Genomic DNA, 19,978 nt, shown 5'->3' on the forward strand with positions numbered 1-19,978 from the left:
CCCGGCCATGAATATTTATGTCATCGATCACAGGGGTTTGGCTGCGGCAACGGAGGTAGCGAGCACGTTGCGCGAATTGGATCCAGGTTCTACGTTGTTTCCCAATATCAGTTTCGATACGGCTGTCGACAACCAATACGACTTTCCTGCCCTCTTTTTCATTCACGCGGGTCTACTCGAACGCGCCGAGCTTGAGAATACTTTGACGAATAGCTATGCTGCCGAGAAGTGGGCGCTGGTTCATTTCTATCGCGACGCCTCGTGGCACCAGCCCAAACAGGATCCGAGAATCTGCCCAGAAATCTATGATGCCGTTGAGCTGCTACAAGTCGAGCGGCAATGGCTATTGATGCTCCGAAATAGCACGTTGAATGGAGGGCCCGAATTCAGTGGCGGGCGTGAAAACCTCCCAACAGCCGCCGTCGCCGCCCTGCTAATGCAAAAGGCTGGCCTGGATTTCAGCCTAGTCCCCGGACTTGATGAAGCCGCGCAGCGGGAATGTCCGGACGGGCAGTACGAGCAAGCGCTCAAGTCTTACTTCGCCCGGGTACGGCCTTCATGATGTGCATCGACGACGTGCAGTTCGCCGGCGAGGTCGTCTCGCTGCGCGCCAAAGTGAGCCACAGCTGGCTGGACCACGAAATCTCGATGATCGATACCCCCGTGGCTGTCACCCGCTGGCGCTCGGGAAACTGGCCGACGATCGCGTGCAAGTGGGAATCCATGCATGACCTGGCGCTGGAGTTTGGTGAGATGCTGCACCGGTTCAGCGCAGCGGCGCTGGTTGACACGCTGCCTGTCTTCGATGCGATGGAGCTGGCGGCCAAAGGCGAGCTTAGGGCGCGGCTGGACGCATTGCACCAAAATTTCATCGATACACCCGCGCTGCGTACGGAGTACCTCGCTCGTCTGCAAACGCTGTGGAGCTGCGCCGTTTCCTTCTTCAGCCTGGCGCAGCAACCGGGCGCTGGCGAAGCCGAGATCGTTTCGGCTTGGGGCCAGGTGCGCGGCGCCGGCGCGCAAATGAAAGCCTTGTTCACCAGCGGTCTCATCCCCAGCGGGGTGGTCCTGCCATGACGATCCGCATCTTGGTGATCGACGACGAACTGGCGCGACTGGCGTACAAGCGCGAAGAATTTCTCGCGCGCTGGAACCTGTTTCCGGGCCGCGCCTTCGCGCGCGCGCCGCAGTTCACCTTCATCTCCAGCCAGCATGTTCTGGCCGACCGCATCGACAACGATGCGCAGCTAGCTGTCGAGTTTGTCGCCGAAGACCCCGAAGCCTGGAGCATGGTGCTGCTGGACATGCAGTTTGACCACGGCGAATTGGTCAACGGCGAGCCACGGCGTGCCGATCCCCGGTTCGGGCTGAAGATCCAGGCCTTGCTGGAGCGCGAGTTTCCCGAACTCCCCATTTTGCAGTTCACGGCGCAGATGCATGCTGACCTGGCGCACGAAGGCGGGTACTACCTGTCCAAGATCGATGGAACGACCGAGGATCTGCGCAACCAGCTGATCGAGCGCGGCAGGCTTTCACTGGAAGATCGGCGATTGCTGCTGCGGATTCCTGCCGACACCATCATCGCCAGCGATGCCACAGTCAAGGCGTATGCACAGGTACACCGGCTGGCGGCCACCAACGCCGCGCTGCTGATCGTGGGCGAAACGGGGACCGGCAAGACCCATCTGGCGCGTTACTTCCACGACATGTCGCCCCACGCGTCCGGACCTTGGGTGGTGATGGAGATGACGTCCAAACCAGATAATCTCTTCGAGGCCCTGCTCTTTGGCCACGAGAAGGGTGCGTTCACCGGGGCCGACAGGTTTTCGCCAGGCCTGTTCAGCGAGGCAGAGGGAGGCACTCTTTTCCTCGACGAAATCGGCGCGCTTCCCCCGCAGCTACAGGCCAAGATGCTTCGCGCGGTCGGCGAGCGCCGCTATCGACGGATCGGCGCGGCACAAGATCAGGAACTGCGCTGCCAGTTGGTGGCGGCGACGCAAGACCCTATCGACGCGGATGCTTCGCGCAAGGATCTTTGGGCGCGCTTTCAGACAGTTTCCATTCCGCCACTGCGCGAGCGTCCGCAGGAGATCGGAAAGCTCGCGGAACATTTTCTGGCGATCTCCCAAAAAAAGCAGGCCAAAAAGGGCATGAAATTTTCCGCGGTTGCGCTGGCCACCCTAGCTGGGCAGCCCTGGCCCGACAACTCTCGCGGGTTGGAGAACATGGTCCAGAACGCGGTCCTGCGCCTTTCCTCCAACAGCGTGGTGCAGCTGAGGGATCTGGACCTTGTGGCTCCCGCCACGCCGCCAAAGGCTCACGCGCAAGCAACCGCATCACCCTCGCAGGCGCACGAAGCCACAATTTCGCCGTCGAGCCCGGTGGTGCGTCTGGCAGACCTGCTGGCCTCGATGGACGAGGCAGCCATCCCTGACACGGACGAAGCCCTGCGCGGCTTGCTGTCCAGATTCGATGACAAGAGCCGGCGCGTTCGGCAGGAATTGATGCTGGCCGCGATGCATCGATGCCGCCACAAGGTGTCTGGCAAGGTGAACCTGCTGGCCAGCATGCGCTTCCTGACCAACGATGCAGCTTTGAGTTCGACAGATGCCAAGCGCGATCTCAAGATGGCGTTTGGCTTGACTACAAAAGGCCCGGTCGACCGTGAATGGCTGGAACGGCTGCTGCAGGAATGGGTCGCGCGCAAGTACGGCTCGCACGGGCCATGAGCCTGATTCGCGATTCGCTCGGTAAGATTGCCGGCCAGGCCGGGCGGCGCGTGGCCTCGGCGCCGGACGCAGCCCACCGGATCTGGGTACTCGATTACGAGCCCAACTTTTCGGCACTCTGGGATTTTGATGGCGCGGCCTGGTCCGCCGAGCTCGATCTTGTCGTGCTCGTCGAGGGCGGAGATCTTCGCGGCATCGGCGAGGTGGAATACACCCGGCATCTAGGCGCGCATGACTGGGCGCTGATGTGCTGCAGCTCGCGGACCCTCGATGGGAAGGCGCGCCCCGAAATCCTGATCGTCGATGCGCGTAACTACGCATCCGGCAGGGTGGACTACGGCAGCGAGCTGGTCGATCTCCTGCGGCGTCGGCGCGGCGTGCCGCTACCCATCCACAATTTCAGCCCGTATGCGCCCGGACAGCTGGACGATCTGGTGGATCGCGTGAAAGATATTTCAGGGCCGCAACGCAGCGCGGGCGACATCTCGAGGGCGCAGGCAACGCTAGTCCACCAGCTCTGGGTGCGCCAGCTCAGCGACTCGGACGACCGCAACGAGCACCACTTCTTGAACAACGCCCTGGCTCCGCTTGCCATCGCTGCGCAAAGCGCGCGAGGCTCCAGGGCATTCGAAGAGGTTGCAAAATGCCAAGAGCGCTCGAGGATCGCACGCCACACCCTCATGGAAGTGCTGCGCCGCGTTGCCGGCGCGCCGGAGGGGGCGGCGGATGCAAGTATGCAGCAAGTTCCGGAACTGCGAGATGCCGGGTTCATCCTGGTCGATGACCAGGCCGACTTCGGCTGGTCGGCGCTGCTGGGTGCGGGTCTGGCGCAAGCCGGTGTCCAGAAGCCTTTGCGTTGCTTCACCAACGTAGATGCCGTCTTGACCAGGCTCGAAGAGCTCGCGCGCGAGGCAGTTATGGACCCTTACCGTTCGCTGCGGTTACGCCTGTCGCTCGATGGCCAGGAAAGCGAGGCGCTGTTTCTGGACATCCGGCTGTTCGGCAGCGAAACGCCCGAGTCAACCCGACGGGAAGCCGCATTCTTCAGGGCGCTGCTGGGGACTGACAGCGTACCGGGGCTGATCGAGCGGTTATATGCCCAAGGAAGCGATGACGAGGCGCGTCAAGGCCTTGCCATTGGGCAGGATGAAGTCGCTGATCTGCGTACTTGGCTCGCTCCCGTCGAGGCGGGGCAGGCGGCAGACTGGCGCGCTGCACCTCAGTATCTGCAAGCCATCACGCTGCTGGCCCGTCTGCTGGCATGCATGGACTGTAGCTATCCGGTCATCTTGTTTTCGTCCAGCGGTCAGCGCAGGCTGGCACAACTGTGCGCGCCTTACCCCTCTATCTATCTCGATTTCCCCAAGCCGCGGTTCGGTGCCTACGCCTCAAGCGAGATCGGGGCTGAATTTCGGCAGCACCAGGCCAAGACTCTCGCGTTCGTCAGAAAGCGGCTGGCCGCTCGCGGCGCCGCGCAGGCGATGCTCTCGCGCAGCAATGCGGCGGGTCCCAAGCGGGACGGCGTGGTCAAGGCTCAGAGCTACGTCGAAATCTTCACTGATGAGTCGGGGCGAGACGATAGTCACCATTTCGTTGTCACCGCGCTAGCTGTGATTTACCGCCGTGCCCGCAGTTCCGTGGAAGCCGCCGAGTTGGAACCAGCGCTTCATAAGCGCACCGTCCGGATCCGCGATCCCAAGAATCCTCTTGCCCGCATCAACGTGCCTTTCAGGTGGCGCAAGGGTAGTGTGTATGCGGAGAACCAGCCAATGCCCAAGAGGATGGAGAACGAACAAGACGGCGAACAATGGAAAGTCTTCCGGGACAACACCCCGGCGTTGCTCAATAGCGCCGCGGGTTGGAATGAGGTTGAGCGCATCGTGGCCGTCAGCATGTATTCGCGAATGGAAGACAACGCTCGGGAGGGTCCCGACGCGCTGAAAGATTTTTCTCTTGATGCATTGAATTTCAAGCATTTGCTCAATTGCCTGGAAGTGCTGACGGTCGAGCTGCTGGGCGAAGGACTGCACAACCCGGACTATCCATTGTCTGTTTTTTTGGCTAATCGGCTGCGATTTGTTTCGAACGCTGCAGACACGACCGGGTTTGCGGAGAAATCGAAAGCCGATCAACTGGGCAAGACATTCACGTCGAGGTTTGGCATCGATACGGAGCCTTTCATAAACAGCAAAACAGGCAAGCACGGAGTTGCTTACCATTCGATAGGACCGGCAACGCCAGCGCGCCTTTGGACCGAACTGGCCAATCGAAACCCGGCGATCAGAAAGCTGCAGCCCCAAATTTGCAGGGGTGAGGGCATGAATTCAGAGGATGGCGCGCTGCGCACGCTGCACAACCTAGCCGACTCCCTGGCATCCACTATCCATTCCTCGACGTTTGTGCCGCTGCCCGGTGAGGACCCGAGCGAACAACTTCGATGGTTTGCCGAGTGCCAGGACAATGCCGCCATTTCGCTGACCAACACCCATGCCGGCCGGGCCACCGACCTAGCCATGGACAGCTGCCGTTATCACAACCTGGGTGACTTGGGCGGCTGTGTACTGCTGGGGGCGCTGGCCGCGTGCGCTGAAACCAAAGAGGACCGCGCGCACCCGATATCCTCGGTGTTGCCCCGGCTGCTGTGCAAAGGCGCCGATGCCATGCGCAAGCTGAATGCAGCGCAATACGAAGTGTTTGTCGACGATTTCAACCGTTTGGGAACGCGCGACAGTTCGCTGGCAAGACGCTCGGCCATCCTGGTGGCAGGCGCGCCTGAGGCGCTGCCGGAGGTAGCACCTGTGGCGGCTCCGGAGGCGACCCCTGAAGCCACAACACCCAACCTCGAAACGCTAGAAGAACCCGGGGGCACCTTCAGCGCGTGCGTGATGAGCGCACTGGTGAAAAAGAAACCGACTTGCGTCGAGCTGCTGATAAACGGCAAGCACTACATCGCGGATGTGGGCAGCCAGGATTTGGCAGACACGATGCGCAGCGAGCAAGCTCGTATCCGTGTGGAAACCACACGCGAAATCGCGGGTCCGTCGGTCTACAGGGCCATTTGGATCAAGGTCTGATTCCGCGCCCAACCCCTGCCGTCTTCACCTTTATCGGTAGCACTTCTGCTACCAAAGCGTGCTGCAACGCATGTAAACACCTGTGGTTCCTCCTGTTTCCGCCCCCGCGCGCTGGCCTTAATATTGCTCTTTCCTTAACGAGCCGGACGAACAGCAAGCTTCCTTCCGGTTCAGTGTCCTTCTGAAATTCTGCTGACAACACAGCGCACGCCATTCGGCTGCGCTTCCTGACGAAACCCAAGCCGGGCGCGGTCACCACCGCGGGACGGCACCCTCCCCCGGGGCGCAGCTGCGCCTGCGGGCAGATGACGGGAATCGTCCGGCAGAAACCAACTTTCAGGAGACACACAATGGCCAAGACCGCTTCCGAACGCCGACTCGCCAAGCGCAGCAGCGCTTTGGCCCAGCTGGCCGACAGCAATCCAGAGCACCTCAAGCGTGTGTTGGAAACCTTGCTGCGCGGCTGGGTCAACGAGGCGCGCTACCGGGCCAGCGCCTTCCGGCATGAGACCGGCAACGACGCGCCCTTGAAGGCCTTTGCCGTGATCGAGCACGCCCAGCGCGCGCTGCTCGCGCTCGGACCGCAGGCTGTGAGCCTCGGCCAAGGCATGTTGGCGACCCTGCGGCACGAATGCGCCAAAGCGGTCGCCGAAGCCGGCGGCCGCCACCTGTACTTGTCTGCCGTCGATTGCACGACCAAGTTACGCATGTGCAATGTGCGCGACCGCCGGCGTGATTGAGACCGCTGGTTTTTAAAGAAAGGACTTCGCACTATGACTGAAAATATCGTCGCGCTCGGATGCGTGCTCTTTCTGCTGGGGGTGGTGCTGATGTTCACCGGCAGAGTTGGCATCGGCGTCAAGCTGACCGTCACCGGTGTGCTGCTGATCGCAAAGACCTTCGCGATCCTGGGCGCGATGGAGTGGCTGCGCCAACACCCCTCGGGCTCAGTAGATACCTGGTGGTGGGTGCTAGCCATCGCAGCAGCTGCGGTGGTGGGGCTGCTGATGGGCGTGCTCCTGGTAGTGCGGGTAATTTTTCGCGGCATACGCCGCACGCTGGCGCCGCCAGAGGCCCGGGCCGCGCTGGGCGGAGCGGTGATCGGCCACCTGATTGCCAATGCGCTGGCCTCTCGCAACGCCCGTGACAACAGGAGAATCCGTTGAACGCGCCAGGCTACGCCGCCGATTTTGCGCAGTTCTTGCGCGCCGGGCGCATCGATCTGCCCGAGCCCGAACTGCAGATCGCGCTCGATGGCGGCGCCAGCGCGGCACCCACCGCCCTGGTGAGCGGCACGGTACACGCGTCGCAGGCGCAGGTTCGCCAGCTGTTCTGGCGTATGCGCGGCGATGACGCCTGGTCGCCCGCCGCGCTGCAGGGTGGGCGGTTCGCGATTGCCGGCTGCGGCCGCGCCGGTACGATGGAGCTGCGCTCGCTGGGCGCCGCCGACGGCGACGGCGCGCAGGTCATCGCCTGGGCTTTCCTCGAACTCGCTTGGCCAGCTGCCCAAGTCGATGTCGCCAGCGCGCCGGCCCAGGTGCTGCGCCACTCGCCGTGGTCTGCACAGGTGAGCGCGCTGTGGATCGAAGAGCTGACGGTGACGCAAGCCGACGGTTCCCTCACCCGGCACGCCGCCGCGCCAGGTGAGCAAGCCATGTTCGAAGTAGCGGGTGGCACCGGTGTCATCGGCCACCACGTCGTGGAGCTGGCCTGGCGAGCTCTGGATGGCAACCAGGGCGCCATGACGCTGGAATACGAGGTGGGGGCACGGCCAATGCGCCTGGAGATGCGTGCGTCGCGCACGGGTGGTTTGTATTACCGCGCCGAAAACGCCGAGGCACTTGAGCTGTTGTTGCACGGCGCGGCCGCGGCGCAGCCGCTGCCCTCGGAGGGCGTGATCGAGAACAGCTTGCTCGCGCCCTTGTGCGGCGTACTGCGCTACCGCGATGAAGCCGGCCAATGGCGGGCCGAGCCCGTCCGACTGGATCACTCGCCGCGCGGTTGGCCGCAGGCGCGCGGCTTTGCACCCTACTGAAACGACGTACTTCTCATCCACCCTACATCAGGAGACATACCATGAACGCAGACCACAACGCATTGGCGCAGATCACGCAAACCGGCCGCAACGCCGTCGCCGCCGTCCGCGCGGCGCTCTTGTGGTTCGTGGGCGTGCCTGCCGATGCCATCCTGGCGCACCGTATGGACGTGCAGATGCGCTACACCGGCGCGGGTCTGCTGGTGTGCATCTGGTATGTGTTCATGCTCGTCACCTGGGTCAAAACCGGGCTGTATTTCTTCGGCACCGCGGGAGGCGCGGCCTTCGCGCTCATCCCGACGATGATGCTCGCGGTTGACCGCATGATTGTCTCGCAGCCGCGCAACCCGCGAGGCGCGCTCGCCAGCTATGCTATCGATGGGCTGCTGCCCAATCGCTGGGAGTTTGCGCTGCGCTCTCTGGCCGCGCTGTCCTTCAGCGTCGTGACCACCGCGGTGTTCCTCATCAACCACTCCGGCGCGGAAATCCACGCCCGGCAGCAGCGCGACCAGCAGGCGTCCAACGCGCCGCTGCGCGCGGAAATCGCCGCCCGCATCGACTCGCAGATCGGCGAGCGCACGCGCAGCGTTACCAAGCGGTCTGCCGAACTGGAGGCGCAAGCGGTCATCCTGCGCGAGGACTACGCCGCCAGCCGCAAGCTCGCCGAAGTGGCAGAAGAGCGTATGCACGGCGCACAGTTCAACGTGGCGGCCGAGCTGGGAGGCATCGCGGGCCGCGCCAGCGGGCCGGGCGTGCGCCACGACGCCTACCAGATGATCGCGCGCCAGAGCCAGGACGCCGGGGTCAACGCCCGCGCACGCGAGACGCGCAGCCGAGAAGCGCTGGCCAAGGTGCAGGCCGAGCTGCAGCAGCTCAACGCCGACCGCGAGCGCATCGCCGCCGACCGCGCGGGCGCAATGGGCAACATCGAAGCTGACATGCAGGAGGATGCGCGCTACGTGAAGCGCAAGCGCGGCCTGTTCGCCGAAGCCAGCACCCTGATCAAGCTGTACGGCGACAGCGACGTTGGGCCGGGCCTGGTGCTGGTCACCTTTATCGCGGCGGTGTTTCTTTTCGTTCTGGAGATGTCGCCGCTGCTCGGACTGGCGTTCCTGTCGACGACACCCTTCGACGTGGAGCGCATTGCGCAGGACCGCAGCGCTGCCGCAGGCATCCTGGCCCACCACGAGATGGAACTGGTACAGGCCGCCGCACGGCGCTCGGTGCGGGTGCGACCCGCGACCGCCGCAGAATCGGGCGGCGCGCCAGCGGCGCAAGCGGACCCGGAGCATGCCCCAGGGACACCGGCAGCGCGTGAGAAAGGTGAGGCATGAAAGCGCGCGCCGAGCTGCTCGAGTGGGAGCTCAACAACCTGGAGCAATGGCTGGGCAGGTTCCAGTGCGCGGTGCGCCCGCGCGTGGCGATCACGCCGTCGGGCGAAACCATGATTCTGCGCGACTTTCCGCTGCCCGACAGCTACGCGCCGGACCGCATCGACATCGCGTTGATAGTCACCGCCTTTCCGGCCGACCCACCCAAGGGTCTGTACATCCTGCGCCGGCCTGACAACAGCCGTGTCGTGGCTAGCCTGCAGGCGCGGTTCAACGTGTTTCGCGAAAAGGGGTTTCACGGCGCGCCGTCCGTAACCGGCTTCGAGTGGCTGTGCATCGGCTATCTCGACGGCTGGCTTTACGACGCGGCCCAGCCTAACAAGGGCGACAACATCCAGAAGATGTTGAGTGAGTTTTGGCGTTTATCAGGAGTATAGATATGCAAATCGATCGACACAGTTTCGGCGGCCGGCTGCGCATCAGCGATGCGGTCGCGGCCAAGCTCGAGGCCCACCACCTGGCGCCGGGCAAGGACGTCGAGTCCCTCTCCTACGCGCTCGGGCACGCGTACCGCGGCGCCGACGGGCAACTCACCATCGTTGTGGCCGAGCCCGGCGACGTGCTGCTGTTCGCACCCGACTGTTTCATCAGCTCCGGTTATGGCCACGTCACTCTGGACCGGCAGATCAAGGCGAAGGTATTCCACCGCGCGGTCGAGGGCGGGTTCACGGCGGTGGTCGATATCCACGACCACCACTTTTCCCACTCTGCGCGCTTCTCCTCAACGGACACCCGCGACGACCGGGTCAACGCGCGCTACCTCAAGCACACTGTGCAGGCCTTCATGCCGCCTGGCCGTGAGTTGTTCGCCGCAGCGATCGTCATCTCCCGAGGCGATTGGGCCGCGCGCTTCGTCGACGACCAAGCGCCCGGCGGCCCAGCCTTCAGCGCCTTGCGGATCGACCGGATCGGCGCACGCGCGCAGTGCATGAGCGACATCGGCACGCCGGTCATCGAGGAGCGCTTCGCACGCAACGAAGGCTTGGTCAGCGCCCGTGAGCAAAACCTTATTGGGCGCTCTCACGCGGTTGTGGTTGGCGCAGGTGGCACCGGATCGATCGCGCTCGAGAGTCTGCTGCGACTGGGCTTTGGAAAAGTGTCAGTGATCGATGCCGACCGGGTTGAAGCCAGCAATCTCAACCGCCTGCAGGGCGCCGGTCCCGCGGACATAGGCCGGCTGAAGATTGACGTGCTGGCGGACCACGCGCGGCGCATTGCGCCAGCAACGCGCTTTGAGGGCGTGGCGGCAAAGTGCTTCGACGAGGCGGCGCGTCCGTTGCTCGAAAGCGCAGATCTCATCCTGGGCTGCGTGGACAACCCCGAAACCCGCTGGTGGCTCAACCAGCTGGCCGTGCAGTACATGATTCCCTGGTTCGACTGCGGCGTGCTGTTGCACACGCAACCGGCGGTCCACCATGAAGTGCGCACCAGCATGGTGTTACCCACGGTCACCGCCTGCGGCCATTGCGCGCCGGTCGAGTTCTGCCCGCGCAAGCTGCCGACGCAGTTCATGGACCTAGAGTCCTTGCGCCAACAGCGCGCCGCCGGCTATCTGGCGCAGGAGCCACAAAAGGCGACGCCATCGGCCTATCTCGTCAACCAGCAAGCTGTCAGCTGGATGCTGCGTGAAGTCATGAACTGGTACTGCGGCTGGGCGCCAGCGGCGGCGTCTGTCTTCTGGCGCAGCGACAGCACGCAAATCCAGCGCCTGGACGCTACGTTGGCCGATCTTTGGCCCGACCCGGGTTGCCCCGTCTGTGGGACGCAGGCCGGCCTGTGCCGCGAAGGCCGTTTGCCGGCCACTGGCTCGCATCTGGTTCTTGCCGCCGCTGCGAACGCATTGTTGTCCGAAGCGATGAACGAAGTTGTCCCTGTCCCTTGTCTCTCCAAATCCCACTGAAAGGAAATCTCCATGGCCAAGTTCAATCCTCAACGCCTGAAGCCCATCATCGTCGACGGTGAAACCGTGTTCGCGCCCGAAAACGCGACGATTGGCGACGTCGTCCCCGGCGACGTCAACGCCGTGACCGTTTTCGACGAGGCCGGCAAAGGCCAGTTGCTGCCTCGCAGCGCGTTCCGACGACCCTTGCCCGAAGGCTTTGATACCCACCTGACGCACGTGGCAAAGGGCGGGCCGCCACGCAAGCGGAGAGCAGCCAGCGCGAAAGGAGCCGGCGCGCATGGTTGATGCCATCGCCGCGCTTTTGATTTCTAGGTCCTGGAGGAAGTCATGAACTTGGTTTGCGGCTGGTACGAACCCGCAGCCTCGCTTTACAGGCACAGCTGTGAAGAAAAGGCGCAGAAGATTGATTCCTCGATCACTAACCTGGAGAGCAATCCGGATTGTTCCGTCTGTGCAACCCTGCTCGCTAAATGTAACGACGAAACGCTTGCCCAACATGCCAAATTTGTGGATCTTGCAGCCGCAGGAGCAGTATTCAACTGAGCTGCAACAACTGCCTTCGGTAAAGGCACCGTCTCGGCAACATCAAAAATCAAAAGGAGTTCACATAGATATGCGCTTTGGAAGCAACGTTTCTTCGGCCGGTCCAGGAGGGGCTGACGCTACCCAAGCCTTGCGCCTCGTCAAATGTCCCCTGTGGCTCCGATCCATCGCGCGCCGATCCCGTTGCAACGCTTCGGGCCTGCTAGACAAATTGAGTGCGAGCTGGACAGCTGCTTCTCTCGCTAGATCGACTTCCCCGAAAACCATGCTGATGCCAAACCCCACCGCCCTGCTCCGTCTGGGTGAGCGCGCTCGCCAACACTTGGAGCGCGCGTTTGCTCACTGGAGCGCTCGCTCACTGCTGGGCTTTGATATTGGCCGCGCGTGGACGTTCGGCCCTAGGCCTAGTAGTCCGTTCCGGACTGCACTCGGCTACGGCCGCTCGTTTGGCGGGCTGAGCCGGGGTTCGCGGGCGCAAGCGCATTCTAGGAGCCCGGCATGATGCCAGACGTGACAATGCAGGACTTCACAGGCGTCGTTGTACCCGAGCCATCGCCGGTCGATGTGCCGGCTAGCTTCGCAGATTCGGGAGATCGACGAGTCGCCAAGAGCCGCGGAAATGATGGGCGCATTGAATCCCATATGGACTCTCCCGCGCTGGAAATCGCTCCACTTGCATCCCGGATCAGCCCGGTTTTTCAGCTCGCCAGCGTAAGTCACGGCGACGCGCTTCGGCTTTCCTTTTTGCAGCAGGAATCCGCGCTTGCTGATGGGCGTCTGAAGTCCAACATCGATGCAGCCTTCTCCTTGCTTGTCGCGCGACTCAGTGAGGGCGAGTCCCTGATCGCCACCCACTCGTTTTATCCGGAAGGCAGCGGCTGCATGGGCGTTTCGTCCCGCTTTCATATCGAGCGAGAGGGTGACTCGAGGCCGACGGGTGCCCCACCGGACAAAGCGCCTTCGCTGTTGGCCGACGTCATTACCGACTGGCGAGGCGTGTTTCGCACTGGACTTGCGCTATTGAGTGAAGAGTATTCGTTTCGGCAATTGGAATCCCTAGACCTGATACCGCAAGCAAACCGGGTTTTTCTGCAGTTCGATTCATGCAGCGTGACGGATCAATCGAGCATGGGGTTCACCGCTGCCGCGGACCCACCCGTCCAGGTTTCGTTGGCGCTCTGGGCTGCGGTCAGTGGGTCGTCGCTTTGGCCCGGCACGCTGGAGCGCACCTTCAAGGCCGCCCGGGCTCAGGAAGCGGCGGTCGCTGTCGGGGTCAGGATTTCACGCTTTGCCCTGATCGGTCAGCAGCGTTCCGCCTTGGAAAAGCTTGATGTGAGCTCGGATTTTCAAGGTCGTATCCACGGCGCTGTCTTGTCTAAGGTGAAGCAAACGTTTGTTGACCACGTCGGTGAGTTTTTACGGGTTGAACCCTTCATCGAAGTCACCCTGGATCCGATGCTATCGGGCGCCATTGCGCCCTGGTCTTCCAGGCGTGTGTCGGCGCTGGTTGACGTCTTTGCCAAGGAGGTCCTGCCACTGCACACGGGCGGTCGCCTTGTGTCCGGCGTTGAGCGGCCCAGATTTTTGCCTTGTACGAATGCCTCCGTTGGCTTGGACCTGACGACGGCGATGCCGTTCAGCGGGTCGCTGCCGCCGTTGCTTGCCAACCCGGAAGCGTTGCGGGATCTCGATTTTCCTCGCCACCATCTGAACAGTGCACTGCGGCTCCCCCAAGACGGCTTGCTGTTGGGAGCCGCGCAAGTTGGGGGCTTTGAGCATGAAGTGCGCCTGCGTCAAGCTGATCGCTCGCGCCACGTCTACATGGTAGGCGGCACGGGCGTTGGCAAGACCAAAGCCATTTTCCACATGATCAGGCAGGATATGGATCAGGGCGGAGGACTGGCTCTAGGCGACCCAGCGGGAGATCTCTTTGAAGAAGTTTTGGAGCACGTGCCAGACCATCGCCTGAAGGACGTGGTCGTCATCGACCCCAGCGATGCCAGCATGGCCGTCGGACTCAATCCCTTGGACCTTGGCGACAACCCCTCGCCACTGGCGGTCAACCACCTTACTGGGGACCTGCTCGACATATTCGATCACCTGTACGACATGAAAACTGCAGGAGGACCGGGTTTCGAACAGTTCTTCAGATACACCATGCTTTTGGCTGCCACTGCGCCCTACGAAAGCCCATCCCGTCAAGACGGATGCCCCAGCTTCTTCACGGTCTTGGCGTTGCTGCGCGACAAGGATTGGCGCGACTGGGTTCTGAGCAAGGCGAGGATGTCGTTCCTCGGAGAACACATGGCCAACGAAGTCGTGGAGTTCTTTAAGGCCGCAGAAGCAACCAGCGGCGAGACGTCTTTTCGGAACTGGGTGCCCTACATCTCCAACAAACTGACTCGATTCACCGACAACCCGCTGCTGCGACCGCTCCTGTGCAGCAGACGCCGGACAATAGATTTTCGAAAGATCATGGACGAACAGAAGATCTTGCTGGTCAACTTGAGCAAGGGCGCCATCGGGGCTCTCGACGCAAAAATGATCGGCATGCTCATTACCAAGGGACTCTTTGGGGCTGCCATGAGCCGATTCGATCTGCCCAGAGCGCGAAGGGTGCCATTTACGTACTACTGCGATGAATTTCAAGACTACTTAAGCCCTGATATTGGCGCCGTTCTGGACCAGGGCCGGAAGTGGGGGCTGCAGATGGTGTTGGGGCATCAATCGATAGGGCAACTTCGCACTGGAACCTCACGCGCTACGCTGGACGCGGTCCTCGGCAACGTTCCGACTCGTTTGATCTTTCGAACAGGTATAGAAGACGCTGCACTGCTGGAGCAGGCTCTGCAACCTCAGATTAACCGTTTAACCCTATCGCAACTTGCTGACCGCCAAGTTGCCGCACGTCTGCTGATTGACAACAAGGTGTCGATGCCATTCATTTTCACCACGCAAACGGTGCTTGAAGATCGGTCTCAGGCGGAGCGGGCCCAATCAGCGGCATCGGCGCGAAAATTCTCCCGTGAAATGTACGGCATTGCAGCCAGGGATTCCATGCTGGCAGGCGCGGCGCCACCGCCAGCTCTGTTGCCTGCGCAGCTAGTGGACGGGGTTGCTGTAAGCGCAACGACAGTGAATGAAATCAAGCCACTGCAGAGTTTGATGAAAGGGTTCGTCAAGCTGCGCGGAACCCTGACTCGTGATGAGAGCAGCAAACTCGCTGAGGCCGACAGGGTCGCCCTTGTCACGTGGCTGCATACGGCGCAGCACTCCACATCGTCGTCGCCAGTAAAACCAATGGCCAGCCGGCTCTACCGAACCAGCAACCGATCGCTGGTGTTCGTCACCTCGGTGGATGGCAACGGGGCTGCCAAAGCTGTCGTACTTGAAGGTGGACATCGGGACGCAGCACTGCTGGGTGAAAGACCGGGTTCATTCTTTGACCTGAAGCCGACTGGTGAATACTGCAGCAAACAGTCATCAAGTCGCCTGCTGGGGATGTCGCTCCAAAAGGAAATACAGGTTCGGGAAGTCAGCGAACTCTGTAGCGCACCACAGCGTGAATGCTCATTCAATTGGTTGCTTGAACAAGAATTGGCCAACACTCATACCCTTAAGACGGTTGGAGGTAGCTTCTATCAAACACTGGACGGCAGTGTTGTGTACGTGACCTGTAAGCAGGACGCGGACGGCGAATACAAGGCCGTTGTTCTATCTGGTGGGCACGGCATTGACCAATTGAGGGGAACTACAGCAACCGACTTCTTCTTTGTGGATTCCTCCGGAACGTACTGCCTTGCCAGCGAACTCGCCAAAAAGGCAACGCCGACCAAAATCGCCGCCGCAAGTGGAATGTCGCTCGTTCGCCGTCTGGAAGCACCTGCCCTTGATTCACAGCAAGCTGAGTCCAGCACCGACCTGGCGGCTACGTCGGTGAACGGTGTAGCGAACTCTTCAGACTAGGGGCAGCCTGTTCTGACGGCGTATCAGGAGCGTCAGATCGACGAGGCAGTTCGAGGATATCGGGAAGACGCCCGAGGGTTTTTCAGGAAAGAAGAATCCATGTCAATTCCACTAGCGCTCGCCTTCGCGATCGTTGCGTCCTTTGCGCTGCTTTCTCACGCAGGTAACGACGCACCTTCCAGCCTAGCTTTAGGTATGACCCTTGAGCAGGCGCAAGCGGTGGTTCCATCGATGGAAGAGCTCTTCGATGACCGAAATATCAGCATCAATACAGTCAAAGTGGTGCCCTTAGCTCATGCGCGCCGTTCTCCCGTCGATACGAGTCAGTCCAAATGATTCCAGTTCCTCCCCTTTCAGTCGCCTGCCCTAACTGCGGGCGTTTGCACGAAGACCCTCAGCATGTCATATCTTCCACTTGGGCCACAAGTATCTATTCTGATCTCGAGCGCGTCGTGCTTTCAAACCGGATGCCGCGGCCAAAGTATGTGCGGTGCCAAGGATGTGGTCGGGTCGGATTGCGCGCGCACTACGTTGTGTCGCAGAGCGGACATTACCTCGTCCGACCTGCGAAGTGGGTCGAAGCATCCCCTCTACAGGCGGCCGCGGCCCTCGACTCGGCGCAGGCCCCGTTCCTTGCTGATTCTCGCGAAGCACATGAACTCCGTCTGTGGCTTTGGCGGAAGGAAAACCACCGGATTCGCGCCGGATTCCCTGTAGCGGACCCCCTGCGGCGCGAGGCAATGCTGGAGGTCCTCCTGACAGAGTGTCGCGCCTTCACCGAGGCGCCGCTGTATCGATGGGTTGCCGGGGGGGTTGAGAGACAAAAGGGATCGGTTGAAGTGCCCGTGCACCTCTTTCTTGAAGCTGAGATTCACAGACAACGACGCGAGTTCGAACAGGCCGCAAAAAACTTCAAAATGCTTTGCGAGGTGAAGGGGGACGCTGTGCTCGCATGGTACAGCCGGCAGCAAATGGAGTGGTGTGCGGAGGGCCGCTCCACGCTAGAAGTACTGCAGTCGTATTCCAGGCCTGCGGACGAGGTGCCTGTAGACCGAACGCCCATTCGAATCAAGCACAAATTTGTGATTGCGGCAAGTTCGCGGGAAACGCGCGATAGGATCAGCGCTTGGGTCAATTTTCCTGACGGGGCGATGACCGTCGAAAATCTGAAAGTACTCTGCGACGCGGCTACGATGTGCGATCCGCTAGCAGGCATCATCGTGTCCGAGGAAGATGTGTCCACCATCTGGCCCGGGGAGGCAGGGGCAGCCGCGTTCATCGACTCGCTGGTGAAGATCAACAGGTCCGTTTCCTGGCTTGTGGTGGGTGACTTGCCAAGGGCTCGCGCCCTGGTCACGAACCTGCGCCTGGCAGGCTTCCCTGCAAGCTCAATCGACCGCGAACACCTCAATCATGCGCGTTTCGAAAGCTGGGCCTTGCATGGCAAGCGCAAAGTCGACCAGCAATGGCGTCGTGCCCAAGGATATTGGGCCTGATGGCGCCGACAGGACCGGCAATCTCTCTTTGTTTTTCACAAACCGCCCAACCAACAAAGCCGCCCCATGATCTTCCGTCTGACCGCCGCAGCCGTCATTGAAAAGGAAAGTCGCTTCCTGCTCGTAGAGGAAAGGGCTCAAGGACGTGTCGTTTTGAATACCCCATCGGGCCGCTGGGAAACTGGCGACCGATCGCTCGCGGATACTGCCATCCGTGAGGCCGCCGAGGAAGCAGGCGTCATTTTCGTCCCGGCGTTCTTCCTAGGAAGCTATGTCGCAACGCACACGTCCCTGACAGGCCAGCCTATTTGCACCGTCCGCTTCGCCTTTGGGGGCACCGTAACCCAGGGTGTGCCAGATGTGGCCCGTGACGCGAGCATTCTGGGATGCCACTGGCTCACGCTTGAGCAGGTGCTGGCCCAGCGCGCGCTTCATCGAAGCAGCGCGGTCATGCGCTGCATCGAAGATCATATGGCCGGGCGAAACTACTCGCTGGATGCTGTCAAACAAATGGATGACAACAAATGAAAACTCTGTATCTCGTTCGTCACGCGGCTTCCCATACCAATGTGGGTTTACATTGGAACGATGGCCCTGCAACGATTCCGCTGACTGCCGAGGGGCACGCCAGAGCGCGAGAGTTTGCAAGGGCCTGGAGTGTTCGGCCTGACATCCTCGTTGTTTCCTCGTACGTGAGAAGCGTGCAAACCGCACTGCCATTGGCGGAAAAGTTCACTTTGCCACTGATGACGCATCGCGTTCAGGAATTCACCTATTGGGACTTGAAGTACTCGCAACCGCTGCCCTCCGAGGCGGATCGGCGAAGCCAGGTCGAAGAATTCTGGGCGCGGCTCGATCCGCTGGAGAAGGAAGGCGGAAGCAACGCTGAGAGCTTCGTGGATTTCATCGAGCGCTGCATGGCGTTCCGCCTCTGGGTCGAGCAAACCGATTTTGAATCTTGCATCGTCTTCACTCACGGATACTTCATGCACGCCTACCGGGCACTGATGAACGACATGGTCCTGCCGCCCAAGGAGATGTTGTCGCACTTACACACCACCCTGGCTGGCACAGCCTACGCGAACCTGGAAGTCGCCAAGTACCAGATCGGAGCTGCGAAGTAGCGTTACTGCGAATCAGACCCCTTTCATGAACAACGTCTTTAGTCAAACTTATTCTCCTGTTCGGATCGCCGTGGTCACCAGCGCGGGTGGGTCAGAGCATGCGGTATCAATACGAAGTGCAGAAAACGTCTGTTCGGCATTGCGATCAAGCTTTCCCGTGGTCCAAACCTTCGCATTCGACACGCACATTCAGTCCCGGCTGACGGCATGGCAGCCGGACGTCGTTTTCCCTGTTGCACACGGATCCGGCGAAACCGGTGAGCTGCAGCAACTCCTGGAGTCCCTTGACATGGCTTATGTCGGCAGCGACGTGGTAAGCAGCGTCCTCTGCTGGAACAAGGTTGACGCGAATCGAGCGGTAGCTCAATGGTTCACGCGCGCCACCGAATGGCCGAACGAGTCGGGCCTGTGCGCAGTCCCTCCTTTTGTGACCCTGCGACAGGGCGATGACATCCGCCGCTGTATCCAGGAGTTTTCCGAAGCCCACTCCAGTACCAGTCTCCTGATTGTCAAACCGGCAAGAGAGGGCAGCTCGGTGGGAATTTCGTTCTGTGTCATGCCCAACCACAAGTCATTGACCGCCGAGGAAGCAGTCCTCACGATCAACGGCTCGATGGCAAAGTATCGCCTCGCCCGAATCATCGAGCGCGTCGAACAAGCATTTGCCTACGACGACCTGGTTATTTTGCAAGTCGCCGTCACTGGGGTCGAAATCACTGTCGCCGTTCTGGAGGACCCGGAACCGGCGGCCTTGCCCGTGGTGGAGATCGTGACGCCCGCGGGCACCTGGTACGACTACGAGCACAAGTACTCAACCGGCGGAAGCGAGCACATCATCCCGGCCCGGCTGCGTGCGGCGTGGCTCGGCTTCGTGCAGACCGCTGCGGTTTCAGTGCATTGCGCGCTGGGCTGTCGTGACTATTCACGTGTCGATTTCATCGTGGAAGAAGGCGACGCTGAATTAATGTCGCCTCGCCTTTGGTTTTTGGAGTGCAACACGCTGCCGGGCTTCACGGCAACGTCGCTCTTTCCGGATGCGGCCATGGCAGCCGGCTACGCAATGCCAGAGTTGGTCAAGCGGCTGGTCTTACGTGCTTGGCGGCGACACAGCTAGTTCGTTTGCGCCCTATCCAAAGTCAAAGGAGCCTCCATGCCGAATAAACCGACTCTTCAGCCCCGCGTCCTGCTTATAGAGGATAACGCAGACCGTATCGCACTCTTTCGGCAATGGCTGTCGGGAACGCCCTATATACCGGTGGAAGTGACATCTGGAGGCCAAGCCATGGGAATGCTCAAATATGGTGCTGAGGGTGTTGCCGGCATTTGCCTCGACCACGACCTGAACAGCCAGCCACGCACTCTCTCAGACGAATGGGTATCGGGGAGTGACGTGGTTAACCTGATATGCCGAAAAGTTCCCAAAACGGTACCAATCCTTGTGCACAGCATGAACACAGTCAAGGCACCTGATATGGTGAAGCGACTATCGGGAGCCGGGTTCTCGGTGATGCGCATCCGTATGGTGATACTGAACCAGGCGAACTTCAGCGATTGGCTCGCTGACGTGTCGATTTCCTGGGAAGACCGGTCTGAGAATTGATTGCACACGAGCCGCATGTTGTCGCCAATCCAGACCATCTCTGTACATGTTGTACAGAATCACCTGACCGCTGGCGAGAACGACACGGTCTCGTGGATTGCCGTGCAATCCCCTTAC

19 protein-coding genes are annotated in these 19,978 nt (G+C 61.1%); all 19 read left to right on the forward strand.

Annotated features, from left to right (window positions below):
• The first annotated feature begins 7 nt into the window (after window positions 1-7).
• The 19 genes from Q8L50_RS07600 (at window position 8) to Q8L50_RS07690 (ending at window position 19,861) form a co-directional block, all read left to right on the forward strand.
• Window positions 8-562: a hypothetical protein gene (locus Q8L50_RS07600; RefSeq protein WP_305348061.1), complete on the forward strand. Its 555-nt coding sequence runs from the start codon at window positions 8-10 to the stop codon at window positions 560-562.
• A complete protein-coding gene (locus Q8L50_RS07605; RefSeq protein ID WP_305348062.1) occupies window positions 559-1,077 on the forward strand; it encodes a hypothetical protein in 519 nt (172 codons plus the stop codon). Before Q8L50_RS07600 ends, Q8L50_RS07605 begins: the two co-directional genes overlap by 4 nt.
• On the forward strand, window positions 1,074-2,729 hold the full coding sequence (locus tag Q8L50_RS07610; protein ID WP_305348063.1) for a sigma-54 dependent transcriptional regulator: 1,656 nt from the start codon (window positions 1,074-1,076) through the stop codon (window positions 2,727-2,729). The genes Q8L50_RS07605 and Q8L50_RS07610 overlap by 4 nt, the downstream gene beginning before the upstream one ends.
• Window positions 2,726-5,803, forward strand: coding sequence for a hypothetical protein (locus Q8L50_RS07615; RefSeq protein WP_305348064.1), 3,078 nt, complete (start codon window positions 2,726-2,728; stop codon window positions 5,801-5,803). The genes Q8L50_RS07610 and Q8L50_RS07615 overlap by 4 nt, the downstream gene beginning before the upstream one ends.
• 350 nt (window positions 5,804-6,153) lie before the next feature.
• Window positions 6,154-6,543 carry a hypothetical protein gene (locus Q8L50_RS07620; protein ID WP_305348065.1) on the forward strand — a complete coding sequence of 130 codons (390 nt, stop codon included), beginning with the start codon at window positions 6,154-6,156 and terminating at the stop codon, window positions 6,541-6,543.
• Window positions 6,544-6,576: 33 nt separating this feature from the next.
• The gene (locus Q8L50_RS07625; protein ID WP_305348066.1) at window positions 6,577-6,969 is read left to right on the forward strand and encodes a hypothetical protein; all 393 of its coding nucleotides are present in this window, start codon (window positions 6,577-6,579) and stop codon (window positions 6,967-6,969) included.
• Window positions 6,966-7,838 (forward strand): hypothetical protein, encoded by an 873-nt coding sequence (locus tag Q8L50_RS07630; RefSeq protein ID WP_305348067.1) that lies wholly within the window; start codon window positions 6,966-6,968, stop codon window positions 7,836-7,838. Before Q8L50_RS07625 ends, Q8L50_RS07630 begins: the two co-directional genes overlap by 4 nt.
• 41 nt (window positions 7,839-7,879) lie before the next feature.
• Window positions 7,880-9,172: a DUF4407 domain-containing protein gene (locus tag Q8L50_RS07635; RefSeq protein ID WP_305348068.1), complete on the forward strand. Its 1,293-nt coding sequence runs from the start codon at window positions 7,880-7,882 to the stop codon at window positions 9,170-9,172.
• Window positions 9,169-9,606, forward strand: a complete 438-nt coding sequence (locus tag Q8L50_RS07640; RefSeq protein ID WP_305348069.1) for a hypothetical protein — start codon at window positions 9,169-9,171, stop codon at window positions 9,604-9,606. The genes Q8L50_RS07635 and Q8L50_RS07640 overlap by 4 nt, the downstream gene beginning before the upstream one ends.
• A 2-nt stretch (window positions 9,607-9,608) precedes the next feature.
• Window positions 9,609-11,129, forward strand: a complete 1,521-nt coding sequence (locus Q8L50_RS07645) for a ThiF family adenylyltransferase (RefSeq protein WP_305348070.1) — start codon at window positions 9,609-9,611, stop codon at window positions 11,127-11,129.
• A 12-nt stretch (window positions 11,130-11,141) separates the two neighbouring features.
• Window positions 11,142-11,417: a hypothetical protein gene (locus Q8L50_RS07650; RefSeq protein ID WP_305348071.1), complete on the forward strand. Its 276-nt coding sequence runs from the start codon at window positions 11,142-11,144 to the stop codon at window positions 11,415-11,417.
• Window positions 11,418-11,459: 42 nt separating this feature from the next.
• On the forward strand, window positions 11,460-11,675 hold the full coding sequence (locus tag Q8L50_RS07655; RefSeq protein ID WP_305348072.1) for a hypothetical protein: 216 nt from the start codon (window positions 11,460-11,462) through the stop codon (window positions 11,673-11,675).
• A gap of 498 nt (window positions 11,676-12,173) precedes the next feature.
• Entirely contained in the window at window positions 12,174-15,641 is a 3,468-nt protein-coding gene (locus tag Q8L50_RS07660) for a type IV secretory system conjugative DNA transfer family protein (RefSeq protein WP_305348073.1), read from the forward strand.
• A 99-nt stretch (window positions 15,642-15,740) separates the two neighbouring features.
• A complete protein-coding gene (locus Q8L50_RS07665) occupies window positions 15,741-15,977 on the forward strand; it encodes a hypothetical protein (RefSeq protein WP_305348074.1) in 237 nt (78 codons plus the stop codon).
• Between the two features lie 404 nt (window positions 15,978-16,381).
• Window positions 16,382-17,137 (forward strand): hypothetical protein, encoded by a 756-nt coding sequence (locus tag Q8L50_RS07670; RefSeq protein WP_305348075.1) that lies wholly within the window; start codon window positions 16,382-16,384, stop codon window positions 17,135-17,137.
• A gap of 66 nt (window positions 17,138-17,203) precedes the next feature.
• Entirely contained in the window at window positions 17,204-17,665 is a 462-nt protein-coding gene (locus Q8L50_RS07675) for an NUDIX domain-containing protein (protein ID WP_305348076.1), read from the forward strand.
• A complete protein-coding gene (locus Q8L50_RS07680; protein ID WP_305348077.1) occupies window positions 17,662-18,261 on the forward strand; it encodes a histidine phosphatase family protein in 600 nt (199 codons plus the stop codon). Before Q8L50_RS07675 ends, Q8L50_RS07680 begins: the two co-directional genes overlap by 4 nt.
• Window positions 18,262-18,286: 25 nt before the next feature.
• Window positions 18,287-19,375, forward strand: a complete 1,089-nt coding sequence (locus Q8L50_RS07685) for a hypothetical protein (RefSeq protein WP_305348078.1) — start codon at window positions 18,287-18,289, stop codon at window positions 19,373-19,375.
• A 36-nt stretch (window positions 19,376-19,411) separates the two neighbouring features.
• On the forward strand, window positions 19,412-19,861 hold the full coding sequence (locus tag Q8L50_RS07690) for a cyclic-phosphate processing receiver domain-containing protein (protein WP_305348079.1): 450 nt from the start codon (window positions 19,412-19,414) through the stop codon (window positions 19,859-19,861).
• Window positions 19,862-19,978: the final 117 nt, after the last annotated feature.

Source organism: Polaromonas sp. (genome assembly GCF_030680935.1).
Taxonomy (GTDB): Bacteria; Pseudomonadota; Gammaproteobacteria; order Burkholderiales; family Burkholderiaceae_C; genus Polaromonas.

Excerpts from the sequence above, each read along its gene's own strand:
- Q8L50_RS07640 (WP_305348069.1), top strand. The coding sequence starts at position 9,169 with ATGAAAGCGCGCGCCGAGCTGCTCGAGTGGGAGCTCAACAACCTGGAG.
- Q8L50_RS07620 (WP_305348065.1), top strand. The coding sequence starts at position 6,154 with ATGGCCAAGACCGCTTCCGAACGCCGACTCGCCAAGCGCAGCAGCGCT.
- Q8L50_RS07625 (WP_305348066.1), top strand. The coding sequence starts at position 6,577 with ATGACTGAAAATATCGTCGCGCTCGGATGCGTGCTCTTTCTGCTGGGG.
- Q8L50_RS07670 (WP_305348075.1), top strand. The coding sequence starts at position 16,382 with ATGCTGGAGGTCCTCCTGACAGAGTGTCGCGCCTTCACCGAGGCGCCG.
- Q8L50_RS07660 (WP_305348073.1), top strand. The coding sequence starts at position 12,174 with ATGATGCCAGACGTGACAATGCAGGACTTCACAGGCGTCGTTGTACCC.
- Q8L50_RS07610 (WP_305348063.1), top strand. The coding sequence starts at position 1,074 with ATGACGATCCGCATCTTGGTGATCGACGACGAACTGGCGCGACTGGCG.
- Q8L50_RS07685 (WP_305348078.1), top strand. The coding sequence starts at position 18,287 with ATGAACAACGTCTTTAGTCAAACTTATTCTCCTGTTCGGATCGCCGTG.
- Q8L50_RS07675 (WP_305348076.1), top strand. The coding sequence starts at position 17,204 with ATGATCTTCCGTCTGACCGCCGCAGCCGTCATTGAAAAGGAAAGTCGC.
- Q8L50_RS07605 (WP_305348062.1), top strand. The coding sequence starts at position 559 with ATGATGTGCATCGACGACGTGCAGTTCGCCGGCGAGGTCGTCTCGCTG.
- Q8L50_RS07615 (WP_305348064.1), top strand. The coding sequence starts at position 2,726 with ATGAGCCTGATTCGCGATTCGCTCGGTAAGATTGCCGGCCAGGCCGGG.
- Q8L50_RS07665 (WP_305348074.1), top strand. The coding sequence starts at position 15,741 with ATGTCAATTCCACTAGCGCTCGCCTTCGCGATCGTTGCGTCCTTTGCG.
- Q8L50_RS07645 (WP_305348070.1), top strand. The coding sequence starts at position 9,609 with ATGCAAATCGATCGACACAGTTTCGGCGGCCGGCTGCGCATCAGCGAT.
- Q8L50_RS07690 (WP_305348079.1), top strand. The coding sequence starts at position 19,412 with ATGCCGAATAAACCGACTCTTCAGCCCCGCGTCCTGCTTATAGAGGAT.
- Q8L50_RS07635 (WP_305348068.1), top strand. The coding sequence starts at position 7,880 with ATGAACGCAGACCACAACGCATTGGCGCAGATCACGCAAACCGGCCGC.
- Q8L50_RS07600 (WP_305348061.1), top strand. The coding sequence starts at position 8 with ATGAATATTTATGTCATCGATCACAGGGGTTTGGCTGCGGCAACGGAG.
- Q8L50_RS07655 (WP_305348072.1), top strand. The coding sequence starts at position 11,460 with ATGAACTTGGTTTGCGGCTGGTACGAACCCGCAGCCTCGCTTTACAGG.
- Q8L50_RS07680 (WP_305348077.1), top strand. The coding sequence starts at position 17,662 with ATGAAAACTCTGTATCTCGTTCGTCACGCGGCTTCCCATACCAATGTG.
- Q8L50_RS07650 (WP_305348071.1), top strand. The coding sequence starts at position 11,142 with ATGGCCAAGTTCAATCCTCAACGCCTGAAGCCCATCATCGTCGACGGT.